At 67.1% G+C, this 16,240-nt stretch carries 15 protein-coding genes; 5 read left to right on the forward strand and 10 right to left on the reverse strand.

The features are described from left to right. Positions 1-88 precede the first annotated feature (88 nt). The 5 genes from QEP15_RS10310 (at position 89) to QEP15_RS10330 (ending at position 8,225) form a co-directional block, all read left to right on the forward strand. Positions 89-1,948 (forward strand): methyl-accepting chemotaxis protein, encoded by a 1,860-nt coding sequence (locus QEP15_RS10310; RefSeq protein WP_280148751.1) that lies wholly within the window; start codon positions 89-91, stop codon positions 1,946-1,948. A gap of 105 nt (positions 1,949-2,053) precedes the next feature. After that, positions 2,054-3,940 carry a methyl-accepting chemotaxis protein gene (locus tag QEP15_RS10315; protein ID WP_280148752.1) on the forward strand — a complete coding sequence of 629 codons (1,887 nt, stop codon included), beginning with the start codon at positions 2,054-2,056 and terminating at the stop codon, positions 3,938-3,940. Positions 3,941-3,969: 29 nt separating this feature from the next. Next, positions 3,970-4,437: a hypothetical protein gene (locus QEP15_RS10320; RefSeq protein ID WP_056316644.1), complete on the forward strand. Its 468-nt coding sequence runs from the start codon at positions 3,970-3,972 to the stop codon at positions 4,435-4,437. Between the two features lie 135 nt (positions 4,438-4,572). Continuing rightward, positions 4,573-6,297 carry a methyl-accepting chemotaxis protein gene (locus QEP15_RS10325; protein ID WP_062840925.1) on the forward strand — a complete coding sequence of 575 codons (1,725 nt, stop codon included), beginning with the start codon at positions 4,573-4,575 and terminating at the stop codon, positions 6,295-6,297. A 332-nt stretch (positions 6,298-6,629) separates the two neighbouring features. After that, the gene (locus QEP15_RS10330) at positions 6,630-8,225 is read left to right on the forward strand and encodes a methyl-accepting chemotaxis protein (RefSeq protein WP_280148753.1); all 1,596 of its coding nucleotides are present in this window, start codon (positions 6,630-6,632) and stop codon (positions 8,223-8,225) included. 34 nt (positions 8,226-8,259) lie between these two features. On the opposite strand, the gene fliR is transcribed toward QEP15_RS10330, so the two are convergent. The 10 genes from fliR to fliI all read right to left on the reverse strand — a co-directional run bounded on the left by fliR (position 8,260) and on the right by fliI (position 16,169). After that, complete coding sequence (fliR, locus tag QEP15_RS10335) at positions 8,260-9,048, reverse strand: flagellar biosynthetic protein FliR (protein WP_128828151.1); 789 nt, start codon at positions 9,046-9,048, stop codon at positions 8,260-8,262. Between the two features lie 34 nt (positions 9,049-9,082). Continuing rightward, positions 9,083-9,352, reverse strand: coding sequence for a flagellar biosynthesis protein FliQ (gene fliQ / locus QEP15_RS10340; RefSeq protein ID WP_056316656.1), 270 nt, complete (start codon positions 9,350-9,352; stop codon positions 9,083-9,085). 18 nt (positions 9,353-9,370) lie between these two features. Beyond that, the gene (gene fliP / locus QEP15_RS10345) at positions 9,371-10,162 is read right to left on the reverse strand and encodes a flagellar type III secretion system pore protein FliP (protein ID WP_369818491.1); all 792 of its coding nucleotides are present in this window, start codon (positions 10,160-10,162) and stop codon (positions 9,371-9,373) included. Between the two features lie 34 nt (positions 10,163-10,196). After that, positions 10,197-10,520, reverse strand: a complete 324-nt coding sequence (gene fliO / locus QEP15_RS10350) for a flagellar biosynthetic protein FliO (protein ID WP_056316659.1) — start codon at positions 10,518-10,520, stop codon at positions 10,197-10,199. 11 nt (positions 10,521-10,531) lie between these two features. Next, a complete protein-coding gene (fliN, locus tag QEP15_RS10355; RefSeq protein WP_056316662.1) occupies positions 10,532-11,074 on the reverse strand; it encodes a flagellar motor switch protein FliN in 543 nt (180 codons plus the stop codon). After that, the gene (gene fliM / locus QEP15_RS10360; RefSeq protein WP_152384178.1) at positions 11,067-12,074 is read right to left on the reverse strand and encodes a flagellar motor switch protein FliM; all 1,008 of its coding nucleotides are present in this window, start codon (positions 12,072-12,074) and stop codon (positions 11,067-11,069) included. The genes fliN and fliM overlap by 8 nt, the downstream gene beginning before the upstream one ends. A 2-nt stretch (positions 12,075-12,076) precedes the next feature. Continuing rightward, positions 12,077-12,721, reverse strand: a complete 645-nt coding sequence (gene fliL / locus QEP15_RS10365; protein ID WP_056316670.1) for a flagellar basal body-associated protein FliL — start codon at positions 12,719-12,721, stop codon at positions 12,077-12,079. Positions 12,722-12,890: 169 nt separating this feature from the next. Beyond that, on the reverse strand, positions 12,891-14,270 hold the full coding sequence (locus QEP15_RS10370; protein WP_152384179.1) for a flagellar hook-length control protein FliK: 1,380 nt from the start codon (positions 14,268-14,270) through the stop codon (positions 12,891-12,893). Positions 14,271-14,293: 23 nt separating this feature from the next. Next, the gene (gene fliJ / locus QEP15_RS10375; RefSeq protein ID WP_056316675.1) at positions 14,294-14,749 is read right to left on the reverse strand and encodes a flagellar export protein FliJ; all 456 of its coding nucleotides are present in this window, start codon (positions 14,747-14,749) and stop codon (positions 14,294-14,296) included. Continuing rightward, the gene (fliI, locus tag QEP15_RS10380; RefSeq protein WP_056318674.1) at positions 14,742-16,169 is read right to left on the reverse strand and encodes a flagellar protein export ATPase FliI; all 1,428 of its coding nucleotides are present in this window, start codon (positions 16,167-16,169) and stop codon (positions 14,742-14,744) included. Before fliI ends, fliJ begins: the two co-directional genes overlap by 8 nt. Positions 16,170-16,240 lie beyond the last annotated feature (71 nt).

A 16,240-nucleotide genomic window follows, 5' to 3' on the forward strand; every position in this document is an offset into this window, starting at 1 on the left:
TCGGACGCTGCCGGCCAAGGGCCGGGGCGTCCGTAGTGCGTATAGGGTGGGTTGTGTCGTTCTTCGTTGCTTAACGCTCGGATATTTCATGCTTGGAAATTTGAAAGTTCGCACTTGTATCATTCTGGTGCTGTTGCTCTTCACGGGCGCCATGTTCATTTCGAACGGGGTGGCGTGGATGGGGTTGAACTCCGGCAGCGACAAGCTGGCACAGGTCAACGAAGCCTATGCCAACCAGGCGGCGCAACTGCAGCGCGCCTACAGCACGTTCCTGCGCGGACGCCTGCTGCTTGCCAATTCGCTGATGGACATGCAGCAGGGCAAGACCGAACAGTCGACCTCGCAGGCCCAGCGCGCCGACGGCCTCATGGCCGATGGCCTGAAGTTGTTCGATGCCTTCCGCAAGGCGCCGCGCATGGCGGGTTCCGAAGAGATCGTGGCCAAGCTGGACGCCGCCTACAAGCAGTTCGATGACGTCTACCGCCGCCAGGCCGCCGCGCTGAAGAATCTGGCCATTCAAGACTACCTGGACCTGAACGACGCCGGCGGGGCTGCCAACACCGCGTTCCGCACGGCCGTGGACAACGTGCTGCAGTTCACGGACACGCGCACCGACGAGCTCATCGCGCAGGCGGAAGCCGATCACAACATTTCCCGCACCGTGACCATCGTGATGCTGGCCATCGCCCTGGTTCTGGCGCTGGGCTGCTGGATTTTCATCAGCCGCACCGTCCTGCGCCCGTTGCATGAAGCCGGCGACCACTTTGAGAAGATTTCGGCCGGCGATTTCACGGGCCGCATCGAAGTGCGCAGCACCAACGAAATCGGTCACCTGTTCGGCGCCATCAAGCGCATGCAGGAAAGCCTGACGCGCACGGTGGCCTCGGTGCGCCGCGGTGTCGAAGAGATCAACCTGGGCGCGCGGGAAATCTCCGCGGGCAACACCGACCTGTCCAGCCGCACGGAGCAGCAGGCCGCTTCGCTGGAAGAGACCGCCGCCTCAATGGAAGAGCTGGCCTCGACCGTGAAGCAGAACGCGGACAATGCGCGCCAGGCCAACCAGCTGGCCGCCAGCGCGTCGGACGTGGCCGAGCGCGGTGGTTCGGCGGTGTCGGAAGTGGTCAACACGATGCAGGAGATTTCCGCCAGCTCGCGCAAGATCTCGGAGATCGTGTCTGTCATCGACGGCATTGCATTCCAGACCAACATCCTGGCGCTGAACGCCGCCGTGGAAGCGGCCCGCGCGGGTGAGCAGGGCAAGGGCTTTGCGGTGGTGGCGGGCGAAGTGCGCTCGCTGGCCCAGCGCAGTGCGCAGGCCGCCAAGGAAATCAAGGGCCTGATCGAAGACTCCGTGACCAAGGTGGGCGCCGGTTCGCAGCAGGTCGAACGCGCCGGTTCCACGATGCAGGAAATCGTGGCGTCGGTGAAACGCGTGACGGACATCATGGGCGAGATCTCGGCAGCGTCCGAAGAGCAGTCCAGCGGCATCGACCAGGTGAACCGCGCGGTGTCGCAGATGGATGAAGTGACGCAGCAGAACGCGGCGCTGGTGGAAGAGGCCGCGGCCGCCGCCGGCTCGCTGCAGGAGCAGGCCCAGCGCCTGGCCGAAGCCGTGTCCGTGTTCAAGATCAACGCCGGCGAAGTGATCGAAGTGCCCGCGCGCCAGTTGGCGCAGCAACGCAGCGCGCCGCTGATGGCCGCGCCCAAGCCCGCACAGGAAGAACCCGCCAAGCCGGCTGCGCAGCCCGAGCCCGCGCCCGCGCCTAAGGCCGCGCCCGCGCCGCGTTTGACGCAAGTGGCCCGGCCCAAGCCGGCGGGCGCGACCGCCGCGCGCCCGATGCGCCGGCCGGCAGCGCGCGCAGCGGATGCCGCGGACGCGCCGGCAGCCGCGCCCAAGCCCGCCACGCGCCGTCCGCCGCCCTCGGACGACGATTGGGAATCTTTCTGACGGTTGTAGTGGGCGTCAGTGCATTGAACAGGCAGTAGAGGAAAACCCCTTTTACGGCCCGGCGGCCTCGAAAGCGCCGCCGGGACGGCTACCGGAACTACGGAAATGTTTAGCAATCTGAAGGTGCGCACCGGATTGATGCTGGCCCAGTTGGCAGTTGCCCTGGCCGCGCTCGTTGCCATTGTCCTGGGTTGGAACAGCATGCAGTCCAACACCCGGGCGATCGACGCCTTGGATTCTCTGAGCGTGCAGCAGAGCAATCTGATCAAGGATTCGTACACCCAGATGCTGCGCGCGACCGTGCGCGCCGACATTGCCGCCGCGCAACGCGCCGCTGGCGACACGAGCGGCGCCGCCGAGAACTCGCGCATCGTCCAGCAGCTGATCGCGGACTCCAAGAAGAAGATGGAGACCTTCAAGGCGATTCCGAAGACCACCGAGGTCGGCCGCGCGTCGGAAGGCCAGCTGCTTTCCGCGTTCAACGGCTTTGCCGAGTCGCTGGAAAGCATGATGGCCGCGCTGGACAAGGGCGATGCCGCGACCTACCTGTCGCTCAAGAACACCAAGGCGGGCGCCGCCAGCGGCGCGTTCTTCAAGCAGCTCACCGACTTCTCCGCGAACATCAACAAGTACAGCCAAGAGATGTTGCAGACGTCGCGCGCGCATGCGTCGACGATGACCTACGTGTACATCGCCCTGGCACTGCTGATCCTGGCCGTGTCGCTGGGCGCGTTCCTTTTCATGAACCGCGTCGTGCTGCGTCCGCTGCGCGCCGTGGGCGAGAGCTTTGACAAGATCGCCGCCGGCGACCTGACCGTGCGGGTGGAAGTCAACTCCACGAACGAGGTCGGCGCGCTGATGGCGGCAGTCAAGCGCATGCAGGAAAGCCTGGCGCGGACCGTTTCCGCGGTGCGCCGTGGCGTGGACGAAATCAACGTCGGTTCGCGCGAGATCTCGGCGGGCAACACGGATCTGTCCAGCCGCACGGAAGAGCAGGCGGCCTCCCTGGAAGAGACCGCCGCATCGATGGAGCAGCTGGCGTCGACCGTCAAGCAGAATGCCGACAACGCCCGCCAGGCCAACCAGCTGGCGGCCAGCGCATCGGACGTGGCCGAGCGCGGCGGTTCGGCAGTGGCGGAAGTGGTCAGCACCATGGAAGGTATTTCGGCCAGTTCGCGCAAGATCTCGGAAATCGTGTCGGTCATCGACGGCATCGCGTTCCAGACCAACATCCTGGCGCTGAACGCCGCCGTGGAAGCGGCCCGCGCCGGCGAGCAGGGCAAGGGTTTTGCGGTGGTGGCGGGCGAAGTGCGTTCGCTCGCGCAGCGCAGCGCGCAGGCGGCCAAGGAAATCAAGGGCCTGATCGAGGACTCGGTCTCCAAGGTCGGCGCCGGGTCGCAGCAGGTTGAACGCGCCGGCGCGACGATGCAGGAGATCGTGGCCTCGGTGAAGCGCGTGACGGACATCATGGGCGAGATCTCGGCGGCGTCCGAAGAGCAGTCCAGCGGCATCGACCAGGTCAACCGCGCGGTTTCGCAGATGGACGAAGTGACGCAGCAGAACGCGGCGCTGGTGGAAGAGGCCGCGGCCGCCGCGGGTTCGCTGCAGGATCAGGCCCAGCGCCTGGCCGAAGCGGTGGCCGTGTTCAAGATCAATGCGGGCGAAGTCATCGAAGTGCCGGCGCGCCAGTTGGCCCAGCAGCATCGGCCGGCCGCCCGCGTGGCGGCGCCGGCGGCTGCCGGGACACCCGCGCGGGAGCCCGAGCCTGCGCCGGCGCCCGCCGCGCCGGCAGCCAGGCCCGCCGCGGTGCGGCTGGCGCACAGCACGGCCACCAAGTCCGAGCCGGCCGCAGGCGCCTCGGCGGCGCGGCCGCCGCGCAGACCGGCGGCGACGCGCTCCGCGCCCGCCGCGAAGACCGACCCGAAGCCCGCATCCGCACCGGCCGCAAGCCGGCGGCAGGCGCCTTCGGACGACGATTGGGAATCTTTCTGACGCCGGGTAGACCGGCAAATAGGCAGGGTATGCGAGGTTATCTACATCTTCTGGCAGCGGCCGCGATTGCGGCCTTTGTCGCGGGTTGCGCGGCAACGGGTCATAACTTCGATCCGAGCAAGCTGTCGACCCTGACGCCCGGTCAGACGACGGTGGAAGAGGCCGCGCGCGCGCTGACCGCTCCGCCTGCCCAACAGTTCAAACAGAGCGACGGCACGGTGCTGATGCTCTGGTCCCACAAAATCACCTTTGTCGCCGACGGCCTGTACAGCCGCAAGGAAGCGCTGCTGCAGTTCGGCCCCGATGGCCGGCTGATGCGGCTCGTCGACAGCACCAATATTCTGCTGGAACCCTGGGAACGCCAGAAATTGTTGGGACCGGCCCCTGCGCCTGAGATCACTCAGGACTGGGCCCAACCGGCCGTGGCCCCCGAGGTGCAAACCATCTACATTCCGGGTCCGGGAGAACCGGCCGGTCTGGCGCCGCAGGGCAAATAGCCCCGCAGTCCAGCAGAAGACATCGGGCCCCAAGCCCGATGTTCGTCGCCCTGAGTGCAAGCCCTGTGTAACAGGGCGTGTCCCACGGGTGGTTTTTCATTTGGTCAGAGCAGTTCCTGAGGGATGGGGAAATAAATGGAAGCGAGTCTCGAATCCGGCGCAAAGGCCGGCAAGGCGGGCAAGAAAAAAGCCGCGCGCGCACCCAAGGTCAAGCGCAAACTGAGGCTGCGCGATGCGCGCGTCGGCACGATGCTGCTGTGGGTGATGGCGTTTTTCGCGCTGCTGATCGCAGCAGTGGGGGGCTTGGCCGCCTACTTCCTGCAAAGCAACTATGAATCGATCCGAGAGGTCAATGCGCTGACCGAGCGCGCCAAGCAGGTCGAGATCATCAACAGCGACATGCTGCGTGCACGCGTTGGCCTGATGGTGGCCGCCCGTCACCTGCAGGAGTCCGGCTGGGGCAGCGGCGAGAATTCGGCGCGTGACGCGGCCGCCGCGCTCAAGGGTTCCACCGACCTCCTGACCGGCGTGCGCAGCCGCTTCGCCGATTTCCAGAAGAACATGCTCGAGGACGACACCGGCCGCCAGCTGTCGATGAACCTGGTGCGCCGCTATCGCTCGTACATCGACGACGGCGTGGACACGATGGTCGAAGCCCTGCGCAGCGAAGACTATTCGACGTTCTACATGGTGAACAACGAATACGGCACGCCGCGTAGCGCCGCCTTCATCGAGGCGATCGCCCAGTTCGACAAGTACATCGCCGATCAGCAGCGCCAGACGATCGATCAGGCCGAAGCGAACTTCAAGCTGGCCATGATCGCCGTGGGCATTGCCGTGGCGCTGGCCCTCTTGTTGATGGTGCTTGCCCGCATCCTGTTCGGCCGCCTGGTCGTGCGCCCCTTGGTCGAGGCCGGCCAGCACTTTGACAAGATCGCCGCCGGCGACCTGACGGGCCGCGTGGAAGTGCGTTCGCACAACGAAATCGGCCAGCTGTTCGCCGCCCTCAAGCGCATGCAGGAAAGCCTGACGCGCACGGTGTCGACGGTGCGCCGCGGCGTGGACGAGATCACGGTGGGCTCGCGCGAGATTTCCGCGGGCAACACGGATCTGTCCAGCCGCACGGAAGAGCAGGCCGCTTCGCTGGAAGAGACCGCTGCCTCGATGGAAGAGCTGGCCTCGACCGTGAAGCAGAACGCCGACAATGCGCGCCAAGCCAACCAGCTGGCGGCCAGCGCGTCGGACGTGGCCGAACGCGGCGGTTCCGCCGTGTCGGAAGTGGTCAACACCATGGAAGGCATTTCGGCCAGCTCGCGTAAGATTTCGGAGATTGTGTCGGTCATCGACGGCATCGCTTTCCAGACCAACATCCTGGCGCTGAATGCGGCGGTGGAAGCCGCGCGTGCCGGTGAACAAGGCAAGGGCTTTGCGGTGGTGGCGGGCGAAGTGCGCTCGCTGGCGCAGCGCAGCGCCCAGGCCGCCAAGGAAATCAAGGGTCTTATCGAGGACTCGGTCTCCAAGGTGGGCGCCGGTTCGCAGCAGGTGCAACGCGCCGGCGCGACCATGCAGGAAATCGTGGCGTCGGTGAAGCGCGTGACGGACATCATGGGCGAGATCTCGGCGGCGTCCGAGGAACAATCCAGCGGCATCGACCAGGTCAACCGCGCGGTGTCGCAGATGGACGAAGTGACGCAACAGAACGCGGCGCTGGTGGAAGAGGCCGCGGCCGCCGCCGGCTCGCTGCAGGAGCAGGCCCAGCGCCTGGCCGAAGCGGTGGCCGTGTTCAAGATCAACGCGGGCGAAGTCATTGAAGTGCCTGCGCATCAGCTCGGCGGCTATGCCGCGCCGTCGCTGAACTGATCGTTGTTGTTCCGGGCCGCGCCCGATCCTGCACACGCGGGATCGGGCGCGGCTTTTTTGCGTCCGCAATGCTCGGATCCGGCAGGAATCGCTCGTCTTATTTCCAGCGGTTATAAGGGCGTTGATCGCGGTCATAAGCACGTTAAGTTTTCTGCTTTATGACCGTAAACATTGGCAACGCCTGATGCGTCAGGCCGAAAACACAGTGATCGATGGTGACCGGGGGATCGGGCGCCAGACGAAGCCGGCGGGAGTGCACCGTTGCCTCGCATCGCGTCCGTTGCATGCCGCTCAATCTGCTGTCGTATATGTTGTAAACCCGGAGACAAGCCGTGCGCGTCAACCTACCCGTCACCAATGTGGAAACCAAGCTGCGCGAGGATCAATACCTGATCTCGCGCACGGATACCAAGGGCCGCATCGTCTATGCCAACCCTGCGTTCGTCGATGTCAGCGGCTTCACGCGCGACGAACTCATCGGCAAGCCGCACAACATCGTGCGCCATCCCGACATGCCCCCGGAGGCCTACGCGGATCTTTGGGAGACCCTGGAGGCCGGCGAGTCCTGGCTGGGGGTCGTCAAGAACCGCCGCAAGGATGGCGGCTTTTACTGGGTGCTGGCCAACGCCACGCCCATTGTCGAGAACGGCGAGGTCGTGGCTTATTCGTCGGTGCGCGTGCGTCCGTCGGAAGAGCAGGTCGAGATGGCCGAGGAACTCTATGCGCGCATGCGCGAGGGCAAGGCCAAGGGCGTGCGCATCCTGCGTGGCCGTCCCGTGCGCGCTGGCTGGCGCCGTGGGCTGGACGTGCTGGCCTTTCCGTTCCGGTCCGGCGTGCGCAACCGGATGCTGCGCCACGCCACGCTGTCGGCCGGCTTCGTCGCCGCGGCGGGCGCCTATGGGTTGCACGCCAATTGGGACAGCCTGTCGCCGTGGGGCGCGGGGCTGGGCTGCGGCGCGATAGCGCTGGCCGTTGCCGCCATCTACGGCATGGGCTGGAGCCTGGCGCGTTCGCTCCTGGATCCGATGCTGGACGCTGCCAACATGGCGCGCCAGGTCGCGGCCGGCAATCTCACCACGCAGATCGTGCCAGAGTCGGACGACGAGGTGGGCAGCCTGAAGTTTTCGCTGGAAGTGATGCGCAAGAGCCTGATCGGCATCGCGCACGATGTGTACCGCGGCATCGAAGGCACGACGCACGCCGCCGTGCACATTGCCCGCGGCAACCAGGAGCTGGCCGGCCGCACTCAGGGGCAGGCGGCGTCGTTGCAGCAGACGGCCGCCAGCATGCAGCAACTGACCTCGACCGTGCGTCAGAACGCCGACAACGCGCGGCAGGCGAACGACCTGGCCGCCAGCAGCATGGACGTCGCGCGGCGCGGCGGCGTGGCCGTGGGGCAGGTGGTCAACACCATGCACGGCATTTCAGACAGCTCGCGCAAGATCGCCGACATCGTCAGCATCATCGAAGGCATCGCCTTCCAGACCAACATCCTGGCGCTGAATGCGGCGGTGGAAGCGGCCCGGGCCGGCGAATCCGGCAAGGGCTTTGCGGTGGTGGCGGGCGAGGTGCGCAGCCTCGCGCAAAAGAGCGCGCAGGCGGCCAAGGAAGTGAAGTCGCTGATCGAGGACTCGGTCGATCGCGTGACGGAAGGCTCGGCACAGGCCGAACAGGCTGGCGCGACGATGCAGGAGATCGTGGACGCCGTGCACCGCGTCACGGCCATCATCAGTGAGATCTCGCGCGCCTCGCAGGAACAGTCGACCGGCATCGAGCAGGTGGACACCGCGGTCTCGCAGATGGACGTGATGACCGAGCAGAACACGGCCCTCGTGCAGGAGTTGGGTGGCGCGGTGACGCAGTTGGGCAATCAGTCGGGCGCGCTGCGCGAGACCATCCGCGTCTTCCGCGTGGTGGGCCAGCACTGAGCGCCGGGGGCGGGCGGGCCGCCCGCCGGCCCCGCTATCGTCCCGCCAGGGCGTCCACGACGCGGCTCATCGCGGTCAGGCCCGATTCGAAGAGCGATTCCAGGAACGGGCCGGCGTGAGGCAGCACGATGGTCAACACCGTCACGCCGATGATGAGCGTGACGGGAAAGCCCACCGAGAACACGGAAAGCTGCTGGGCGGCGCGGTTCAGGATGCCCATCGCCAGGTTGATGGTGAGCAGCGCGCAGATCAGCGGCAGCGCCAGCAGCAGGCCCGACACGAACACCGTCTTGCCCCATTCGACGACCGTGCCCCAGCCATTCTGGTGCAGCTGGATCGTGGCAATCGGCAAGGTATCGAAGGACCGCACCAGGGCCGCCAGGACGAGAAGGTGGCCGTCCAGCGCCAGGAAGGTCAGCATCGCGACGATGTTGAACAGGCGCGACAGCACGGCGGTGTTGGCGCCCGAGCTGGGATCGAAGAACGACGCGAACGACAGACCCATCTGCAGTCCGACGAATTCCCCCGCGGTCTGCACCGCCGCGAACACGATGCGCATGGTAAAGCCCATGGCGATGCCGATCAGCACCTGCTGCATCACCATCCACAGGCCCGCGTACGAGCCGGGCGCCACCGGCGGCATGGCATCGAGCGCAGGCCCGATCGCCACGGCCAGCACGAAGGCCAGGCCAATCTTGACCTTGACGGGAATGAGCGATTCGGAGAACAGGGGCGCGGTGGCCACGAGCGCCAGGATACGCACGAACGGCCAGAGAAACTGGCCGACCCAGCCGTTGAGCTGCTCGAGCGTGAAAGAGAACATGGCGTGGCAACCCGTGTCCGGCGGCGAACGCCGCTCAGGACACCAGCATGGGGATCTGGCCGATGAGCTGCCGGATGTAGTCGACCATGACGCCGATCAGCCACGGGCCCAGCAGCACCAGCACGCCGCACATGGCCAGCAGCTTCGGAATGAACGACAGCGTCATTTCGTTGATCTGCGTGGCGGCCTGGAAAATGCTGATGACCAGACCCACCACCAGGGTGACCAGGAGCAGGGGGCCGGCCATCGCCAGGACGACCTTCATCGCCTGGTAGGTCATGGTCATGACGGTTTCGGCAGTCATGGCGATCTCCTTGCGGCGTTACTGGTAGAAGCTCTGGGCAAGCGAGCCCATGAGCAGGTTCCAGCCGTCGGCCAGCACGAACAGCATCAGCTTGAACGGCAACGCCACGGTGACGGGGGGCACCATCATCATGCCCAGCGCCATCAGGACGCTGGCAACCACCAGGTCGATGATGAGGAAGGGAATGAAGATCGTGAACCCGATCTGGAAGGCGGTTTTCAGTTCGCTGGTGATGAAGGCCGGCACCAGGATGCGCATCGGCACCTGCGAGGGGTCTTCCAGCGCCGGCTGTTTGGCCAGATTGGCGAACAGCGACAGGTCGTTCTCGCGCGTCTGGTGCAGCATGAACGTGCGCAGGGGACCCGCGGCGCGTTCGACCGCGGCCTCGAACTGGATCGTCCCTTCGGACAGAGGCTTGTAGGCGTCGGTGTAGATCTTGTCGAACACCGGCGACATCGTATAGAAGGTCAGGAACAGCGCCAGGCCGATCAGCACGTGGTTGGGCGGCGACATCGCGGTGCCCATCGCGCTGCGCAGCAGGCCCAGCACGATGATGATGCGCGTGAAGCCCGTCATCATCAGCAGCGCCGCCGGCAGGAAGGACAGCGACGTCATCAGCAGCATGGTCTGCATGCTGAGCGAGTACGTCTGCGAGCCGTCCGCGCCCGGCGTGGCCGTCAGCGCGGGCAGCGTGGCCTGGGCCACGACGCCGGCCGGGAAGAAGGCCAGGCCCAGCACCGCGGCGGCGGCCAGCATGGGCAGCGCGCGCTGGCCGGCGCGTGCGAATGTCGTGCGGGTAGGCAAACTCATGGGTATCGCTTGATTCGCGCCGGGGCGTTGTGCCTTAGCGGCGCTTGAGTGCCTGGCCCAGCTTGGCCGCAAAGGCGGCCGTGGGCAAAGGCGAACCCTCCGGCAACTGGCCGGCGGGCAGGGTATGCAGGGTGGTGAGCTGGTTCGGGCCAACGCCCACCACCAGCCAGGTGTCTTCGATCTCGACGACGACGACGCTTTGGCGCGGACCGACCGGCAGGCTGGCAACCTGGCGCAGCAGATTGCCGCCGCCGCGTTGCACCAGTCCGGCGCGCTTGGCAAGCCACGCCGAGACCAGGATGGCGGCCACCACCAGCACGAGGCCGACGATGACGCGCAGCAGAGCAGGTTCGGTCATGGCGCCAGGGTTCAACGACGGTTGTTCAAGCGGTTGATCCGCTCGGACGGGGTGATGATGTCGGTCAGGCGGATGCCGTACTTTTCTTCGACGACCACGACTTCGCCCTGGGCGATCAGGTAGCCGTTGACGAATATGTCCATCGGCTCGCCGGCCAGGCCGTCGAGTTCGACCACGGAGCCCTGGCCCAGCTGGAGCAGGTTCTTGATGGTCAGGCGGGTGCGGCCCAGCTCGACCGTCAACTGGACGGGAACGTCCATGATGAGGTCGATGTCGGTGCCTTGGCCGGACGTGGCGCCGGCCAGCGGCTTGAACACCGATTGCGCCGCGGATTGCGCGGGCGCAGCGGGTGCGGCGGCCGGGGCCGGGGCGGCGGGCGCGGGGGCAGCCGCCGCCGGCGTGGCGGCCTGTTCCGCCATCGCGGCGGCCCAGTCGTCCTGCGGCTTCAGACCGTCGGCTTGCGTGGGCGGGTTGGCGCGGGATTGTTCGGCGAGCGCGTCGGCCCAGTCGTCGGCCGGGGACGAGCCAGTGCCGGGCTCGTTCTTGTCAGTCATGGTCAGAGGCCTCGTTGGGTTCTGTATCGTGGGTAAACAGGTTTTGTACGCGCAGGGCGTATTGGCCGTTGAAGACGCCGTAGCCGCATTCCATCAGCGGCACGCCGTCGACGTGGGCGATGACGGTTTCGGGCACGTCCACCGGAAGGACGTCGCCGACCTTCAGGCTCATCAGCTCGCGGATCGACGACGGGATGCGGGCAAATTCCGCGACCACGTCGATGTCGGCGCTGCGCACCTGGCGCGACAGCTGCTGCGACCAGCGCTGATCCACTTCCTCGAGCGTCGTTTCCTGCAACGGGCGCGTCAGCAGATCGCGCACCGGCTCGATCATCGAGTATGGCAGGCAGATGTTCAGGTCGCCGCCAGTCGCGCCGAATTCAATGTGGAACGAGGAGACGACCACCACTTCGTTGTTGCCGGTGATGCTGGCGAACTTGGTGTGCATCTCCGAACGGACGTACTCGAACTCGATCGGATAGACCGGATCCCAGGACTTGCCGTAGCTTTCCAGGGTCAGGTTGAGCAGGCGCCGGATGATGCGCTGTTCGGTGGTGGTGAAGTCCCGGCCCTCGACCCGCGTGTGGTAGCGGCCATCGCCGCCGAACAGGCTGTCGATGACCAGGAACACCAGATTCGGGTCGTAGGTGAAGAGCGCCGTGCCGCGCAGCGGCTTCATCTGAATCATGTTCAGATTGCTGGGAACGGGCAGGTTGCGCTCGAAGTCCGCGTACTTCTGGATCTTGATCGAGCCGACGGTGATGTCGGCGCTGCGGCGCATGAAGTTCAGCAGAACGTTGCGCATGTTGCGCGCAAAGCGTTCGTTGATGAGCTCCAGCGTCTGCATGCGGCGGCGTACGACGCGCTCGGGCGAGCTCAAGTCGTAGGCGCGCGCGCCGGCGTTCTGGCCGTCGGATTCCTTTTTACTATCGCTCTCGCCGGTGACGCCGGCCAGCAGCGCATCGACTTCGTCCTGCGAAAGAAACGCCTCGTAGGCCATGCTTATTGCACCACGAACGCCGTGAACAGCACGTCGGTCACGTACTGGCCGTCAGGCAGGGGCGAGAAGGGACGGTTCACTGCCTGCTTGATGGCCGCGACCATGTCGTTCTTGCCTTGCTGCGTCTGCACGGCGGTGGGCGACTGCGACGACAGCACCATCAGGATGCGGCTGCGCACTTCGGGCATGTACTTTTCCAGGCGCGTGCGGGTCTGTTCGTCGCTCACGCGCAGGGTCAGGCCGACGTGCATGATGCGTTCCGTGTCTGCGTTCTGCAGCGTGACCGTGAAGGCCTCGATCGGCACGAAGATGGGCGCGGGCACGGCGATCGGGGTGGCGGACGGCGCGACGAAGGTCGTCGGCGTGGCCTGCGGGCCTTGGCCGGGCTGGCCTTGCACGCCGCCGGCCTGACCGGGCTGACCCGGCTGGCCGGGTTGGCCGCCAGGCACCTGGCCCACGCCAAGCTGCACCGGGGCGCCGCCTTGCGGCTGCTGCAGGCGCTGCGTGATGAACCAGGTCGCGCCGGCACTGGCCGCGGCAACCAGCAGCAGCACCAGGATCGCCAGCAGCGGCCGAAGGATGCGGCCAATGCCGCCGGAGGACTTCGCGTCGCGCGCCGGCGCGGGAATGGGTTTGATAGTCGCCATCTGGAGTTCGATGCGTGTTTGCCGCTGGTGAAAACGGATTCTTAGTGGATGAAAGCATTCTGCCCGAATTCACGCCGCCGCTTGGAGGCGAAAAACAGGGCGAAAGCCGCGTATCTCAAGCTATTGCTGCACCGCCCGCATCCGTTGCCGGGCGCGGGCTGCCGGATCATTACGCGAACGTGTCGACCAATGCGTTGGCGTTGCGCGACACCGTCACCGCGGGCTGCGCGGACTCTGCCACGCCGTCCGCGACGACGGCATTGCCGCCTTGCTGACGCTGCGAGCCGCTGCCGTTCTGCTGCGCGAATTCCTGCTGCGCGGCCTGTTCGCCGACGCTGGTCTGGCCGAGCGAGATGCCGGCCTGGGCGAGCGCCTGCTGCAACTGCGGAATTGCCACTTCGATCGCCTGGCGCACGGAGGCGTGCGCCGACACGAACGAGGCGCTGGCCACGCCATCGGCCAGGTTCAGGCTGACGCGCAGCGGGCCCAGGTCCGGGGGATCCAGGCGCAGTTCCGCCGTCTGCATGCCCTGGCGCACGTTGTTGCTCATCATGACCATCTGCTGGCCAAGCTCGGTGCCCCAGTGGGTGGCGCCGACGGGCGTGGCCACTTGCAGCACGACGGGTACGACCGGCTGCGCGAGCGCGGCCTGGTTGACGACCGGCAGGGCCTGCCGCTGGGTGGCGGCGGCAAGCGCGGCGCCAAGCGCCTCGTGCGGCGTGGCGCCATGCTGCGGCGCCTGGAATTGCGGGGTCGTGCCGGCCAGCAGATCGGGCTGATCTTCATCGGCCACGTGGGTCTGCGGCGCGGGCGCGGCTGGGTCCGCGGGGGTCTCGCGCGCGACGCGCGGCAGCGGCAGGTCGGCAGCCACCTTGGGCGCTTCGGCCTTGACGGTCGCCTTGGGATCGGCAGGCGCCTGGGCAACGGGCGCGGAACCCGGCTTGACCGCGGCGGTGAGGACCGGCAGCGCGGCTTCGGCGTCGCGGGCGATCTGGGCGGCGGCGGCTTGCGCCTGGCCGGCGGTCGCGGCCACCGGCGTCTGCTGCGCGGCCTGCGGCGCCAACGTGTCGGCGGCAGTGAGCGCGGCCGTCAGCACGGCGGCGCCCTGGTTCATGGCGGTGACGGCCGCAGCGGCATTGCCGCGGGCAAGCTGCACCTGTTCGGCGGCCTGGGCCGCGATCTCCAGGGCCTGTTGCGGCAGGTCGGACGGGGCCACGGGCAGCTGCGCCGCGACGGCCAGCGCGCCGGCTTCGGCCTGGGCGGCGGTCTGCACCGCGTCATTGATGGCGCCGGCGGCGGCGCCTTCGGCCGTGGCGGCCGGATCGCTGGGCTTGCCGTCCTTGGACGGCGTCTTGCTGTTGCCGTTCGCGGGGCGGGCGTCGGCGGCCTGGTTGGGCTGCTGCTGCGCCGGACGCTGTTGCGCCAGGACGTCGGAGAAGGCGGGGCCTTTATCTTTCTTGTTCCCGGCAGCCAGTTTGGCGCCGCGCGCGTCGTTGACCGGCGCCGGAGCGGCCGGCGCGATCGAAGGCAAGGGCAGGGGAGCGGTCATCTAAAGCTTCCTGTGAGTATTGCTTAATGCTGCATGCCGCTGGCCTGGCGCTGGACCAGGCGGGCGGAGTATTCGTCGTTGGCGCGCTGTTCACGGCGCGACTCCACCAGCGCCTGGGCGCGCTGTTCGCGCTGCGCCAGGGCATCGTAGGAGTTGAGCTTGCGTTTTTCCTGCTGCCAATAGAGCTGCCCCTTGGACAGGTTTTCCTCGGCTTGGCGCAGCACGCCCTGCTGCTGGCCGATCGCGTCGTCCAGCGTGCCGATGAAGCGCTGATAGTTGTGGCAATCGCTGGCGGCCATGCCGGTCGTCATCGCCGTCTGAAGGCGCTCGAGGTAGTCCTGGCGGTAGTCGTGCAGCATGGAAAGCTGGCGTTGCGCATTGCTGCGTTCGGCGGTCAGCCGGCCGAGCAGGCGCGCGGCTTCGTCCGTGCTTTCCTTGGCCAGGTTGATCAGCATGTCCAGAGGCAGTTGGCTAGGCATAAGTGTCCCGTGATTCGAAACTGGCTCGCAATTGATTGACGGCGTCTTCGTACCCGACGTTCTCGCCGATGTCCTGCTGCAGGAAGGCTTCCAGGCGCGGGTAACGCGCGATGGCGTCGTCCAGCTGCGGGTCGTTGCCGGCGGCGTACGCGCCCACGGCGATGAGGTCGCGGTTGCGCTGGTAACGCGACAGGCTTTGCTTGAAGCGGCGCACGATGGAGAACTGCTGCGGCGTGATGAGCGAGGTCATCGCCCGCGAAATCGACGCTTCGATGTCGATGGCGGGGTAGTGGCCCGATTCGGCCAGGTGGCGCGACAGCACGACGTGGCCGTCCAGGATCGCGCGCGCCGAGTCGGCGATCGGATCCTGTTGATCGTCGCCCTCGGCCAGCACGGTGTAGAACGCCGTGATGGAGCCGGCCTTGCCGGACGGGCCGGGCGCGCCCATGCCCGCGCGTTCCACCAGCGTGGGCAGCTTGGCAAAGACCGACGGCGGATAGCCCTTGGTGGCGGGCGGTTCGCCGATGGCCAGCGCGATTTCCCGTTGCGCCATCGCGTAGCGGGTCAGCGAGTCCATGATCAGCAGCACGTCCAGGCCCTGGTCGCGGAAATGCTCGGCCAGGCGCGTGGCGTACGCGGCGCCTTGCAGTCGCAGCAGCGCCGACACGTCGGCCGGCGCGGCCACCACGACCGAGCGCGCCAGGCCTTCCGGGCCCAGGTTGTGCTCGATGAATTCCTTGACTTCACGGCCCCGTTCGCCGATCAGGCCGACCACGATCACGTCGGCCTTGGTATAGCGGGCCATCATGCCCAGCAGCACGGATTTACCGACGCCGGAACCGGCGAACAGGCCCATGCGCTGGCCGCGGCCGACCGTGAGCAGGCCATTGATGGCGCGCACGCCGGTGTCCAGCACCGTATCGATGGGCGCGCGCGACAGCGGGTTGATCGGTTGGGCAGACAGGGGCGCCAGTTCGGCGCCGGTCAGCGGACCCAGGCCGTCGAGCGGACGGCCCGCGCCGTCCAGCACGCGGCCAAGCAGGGCGTTGCCGACAGGCAGGTGGCGGCCAAGCTGGGGCTTGGCGTTGCCGTTCAGTTCGGCCTTGCGCGGCAGCGGAATCTGGCGCTGCACGGGCGGTTCGCCGGGCACGACGCGCGCGCCGGGCGGCAGGCCGGAAATGTCGGCTTGCGGCATCAGGTACAGCGTGTGACCGTCAAAGCCCACGACTTCGGCGTCGGCCCAATGGTCGTGGCCGCGCGCGATCTCGATGCGGGCGGCGGCGCCGACGGGCAGGCGCAGGCCGGTGGCGTGCAGCACGAGGCCGGTCGCGCGCGTGATCTTGCCGCTGACCAGCCAGGGGTCGGTGGACGCCGCGCGGATCGAGCCGATCTCAAGTTGCGTCTGCCAGCGGTCGAGCACGGGCGCGGTCGGCTTGGCCGACGCGGAAACGGCCGGGGCGCCTGCGAGGGGCGCGCCGGCCTGGCCGGGTT

Origin of the sequence: Achromobacter mucicolens (assembly GCF_029866465.1) — a bacterium.
GTDB classification, from domain to species: domain Bacteria; phylum Pseudomonadota; class Gammaproteobacteria; order Burkholderiales; family Burkholderiaceae_B; genus Achromobacter; species Achromobacter mucicolens.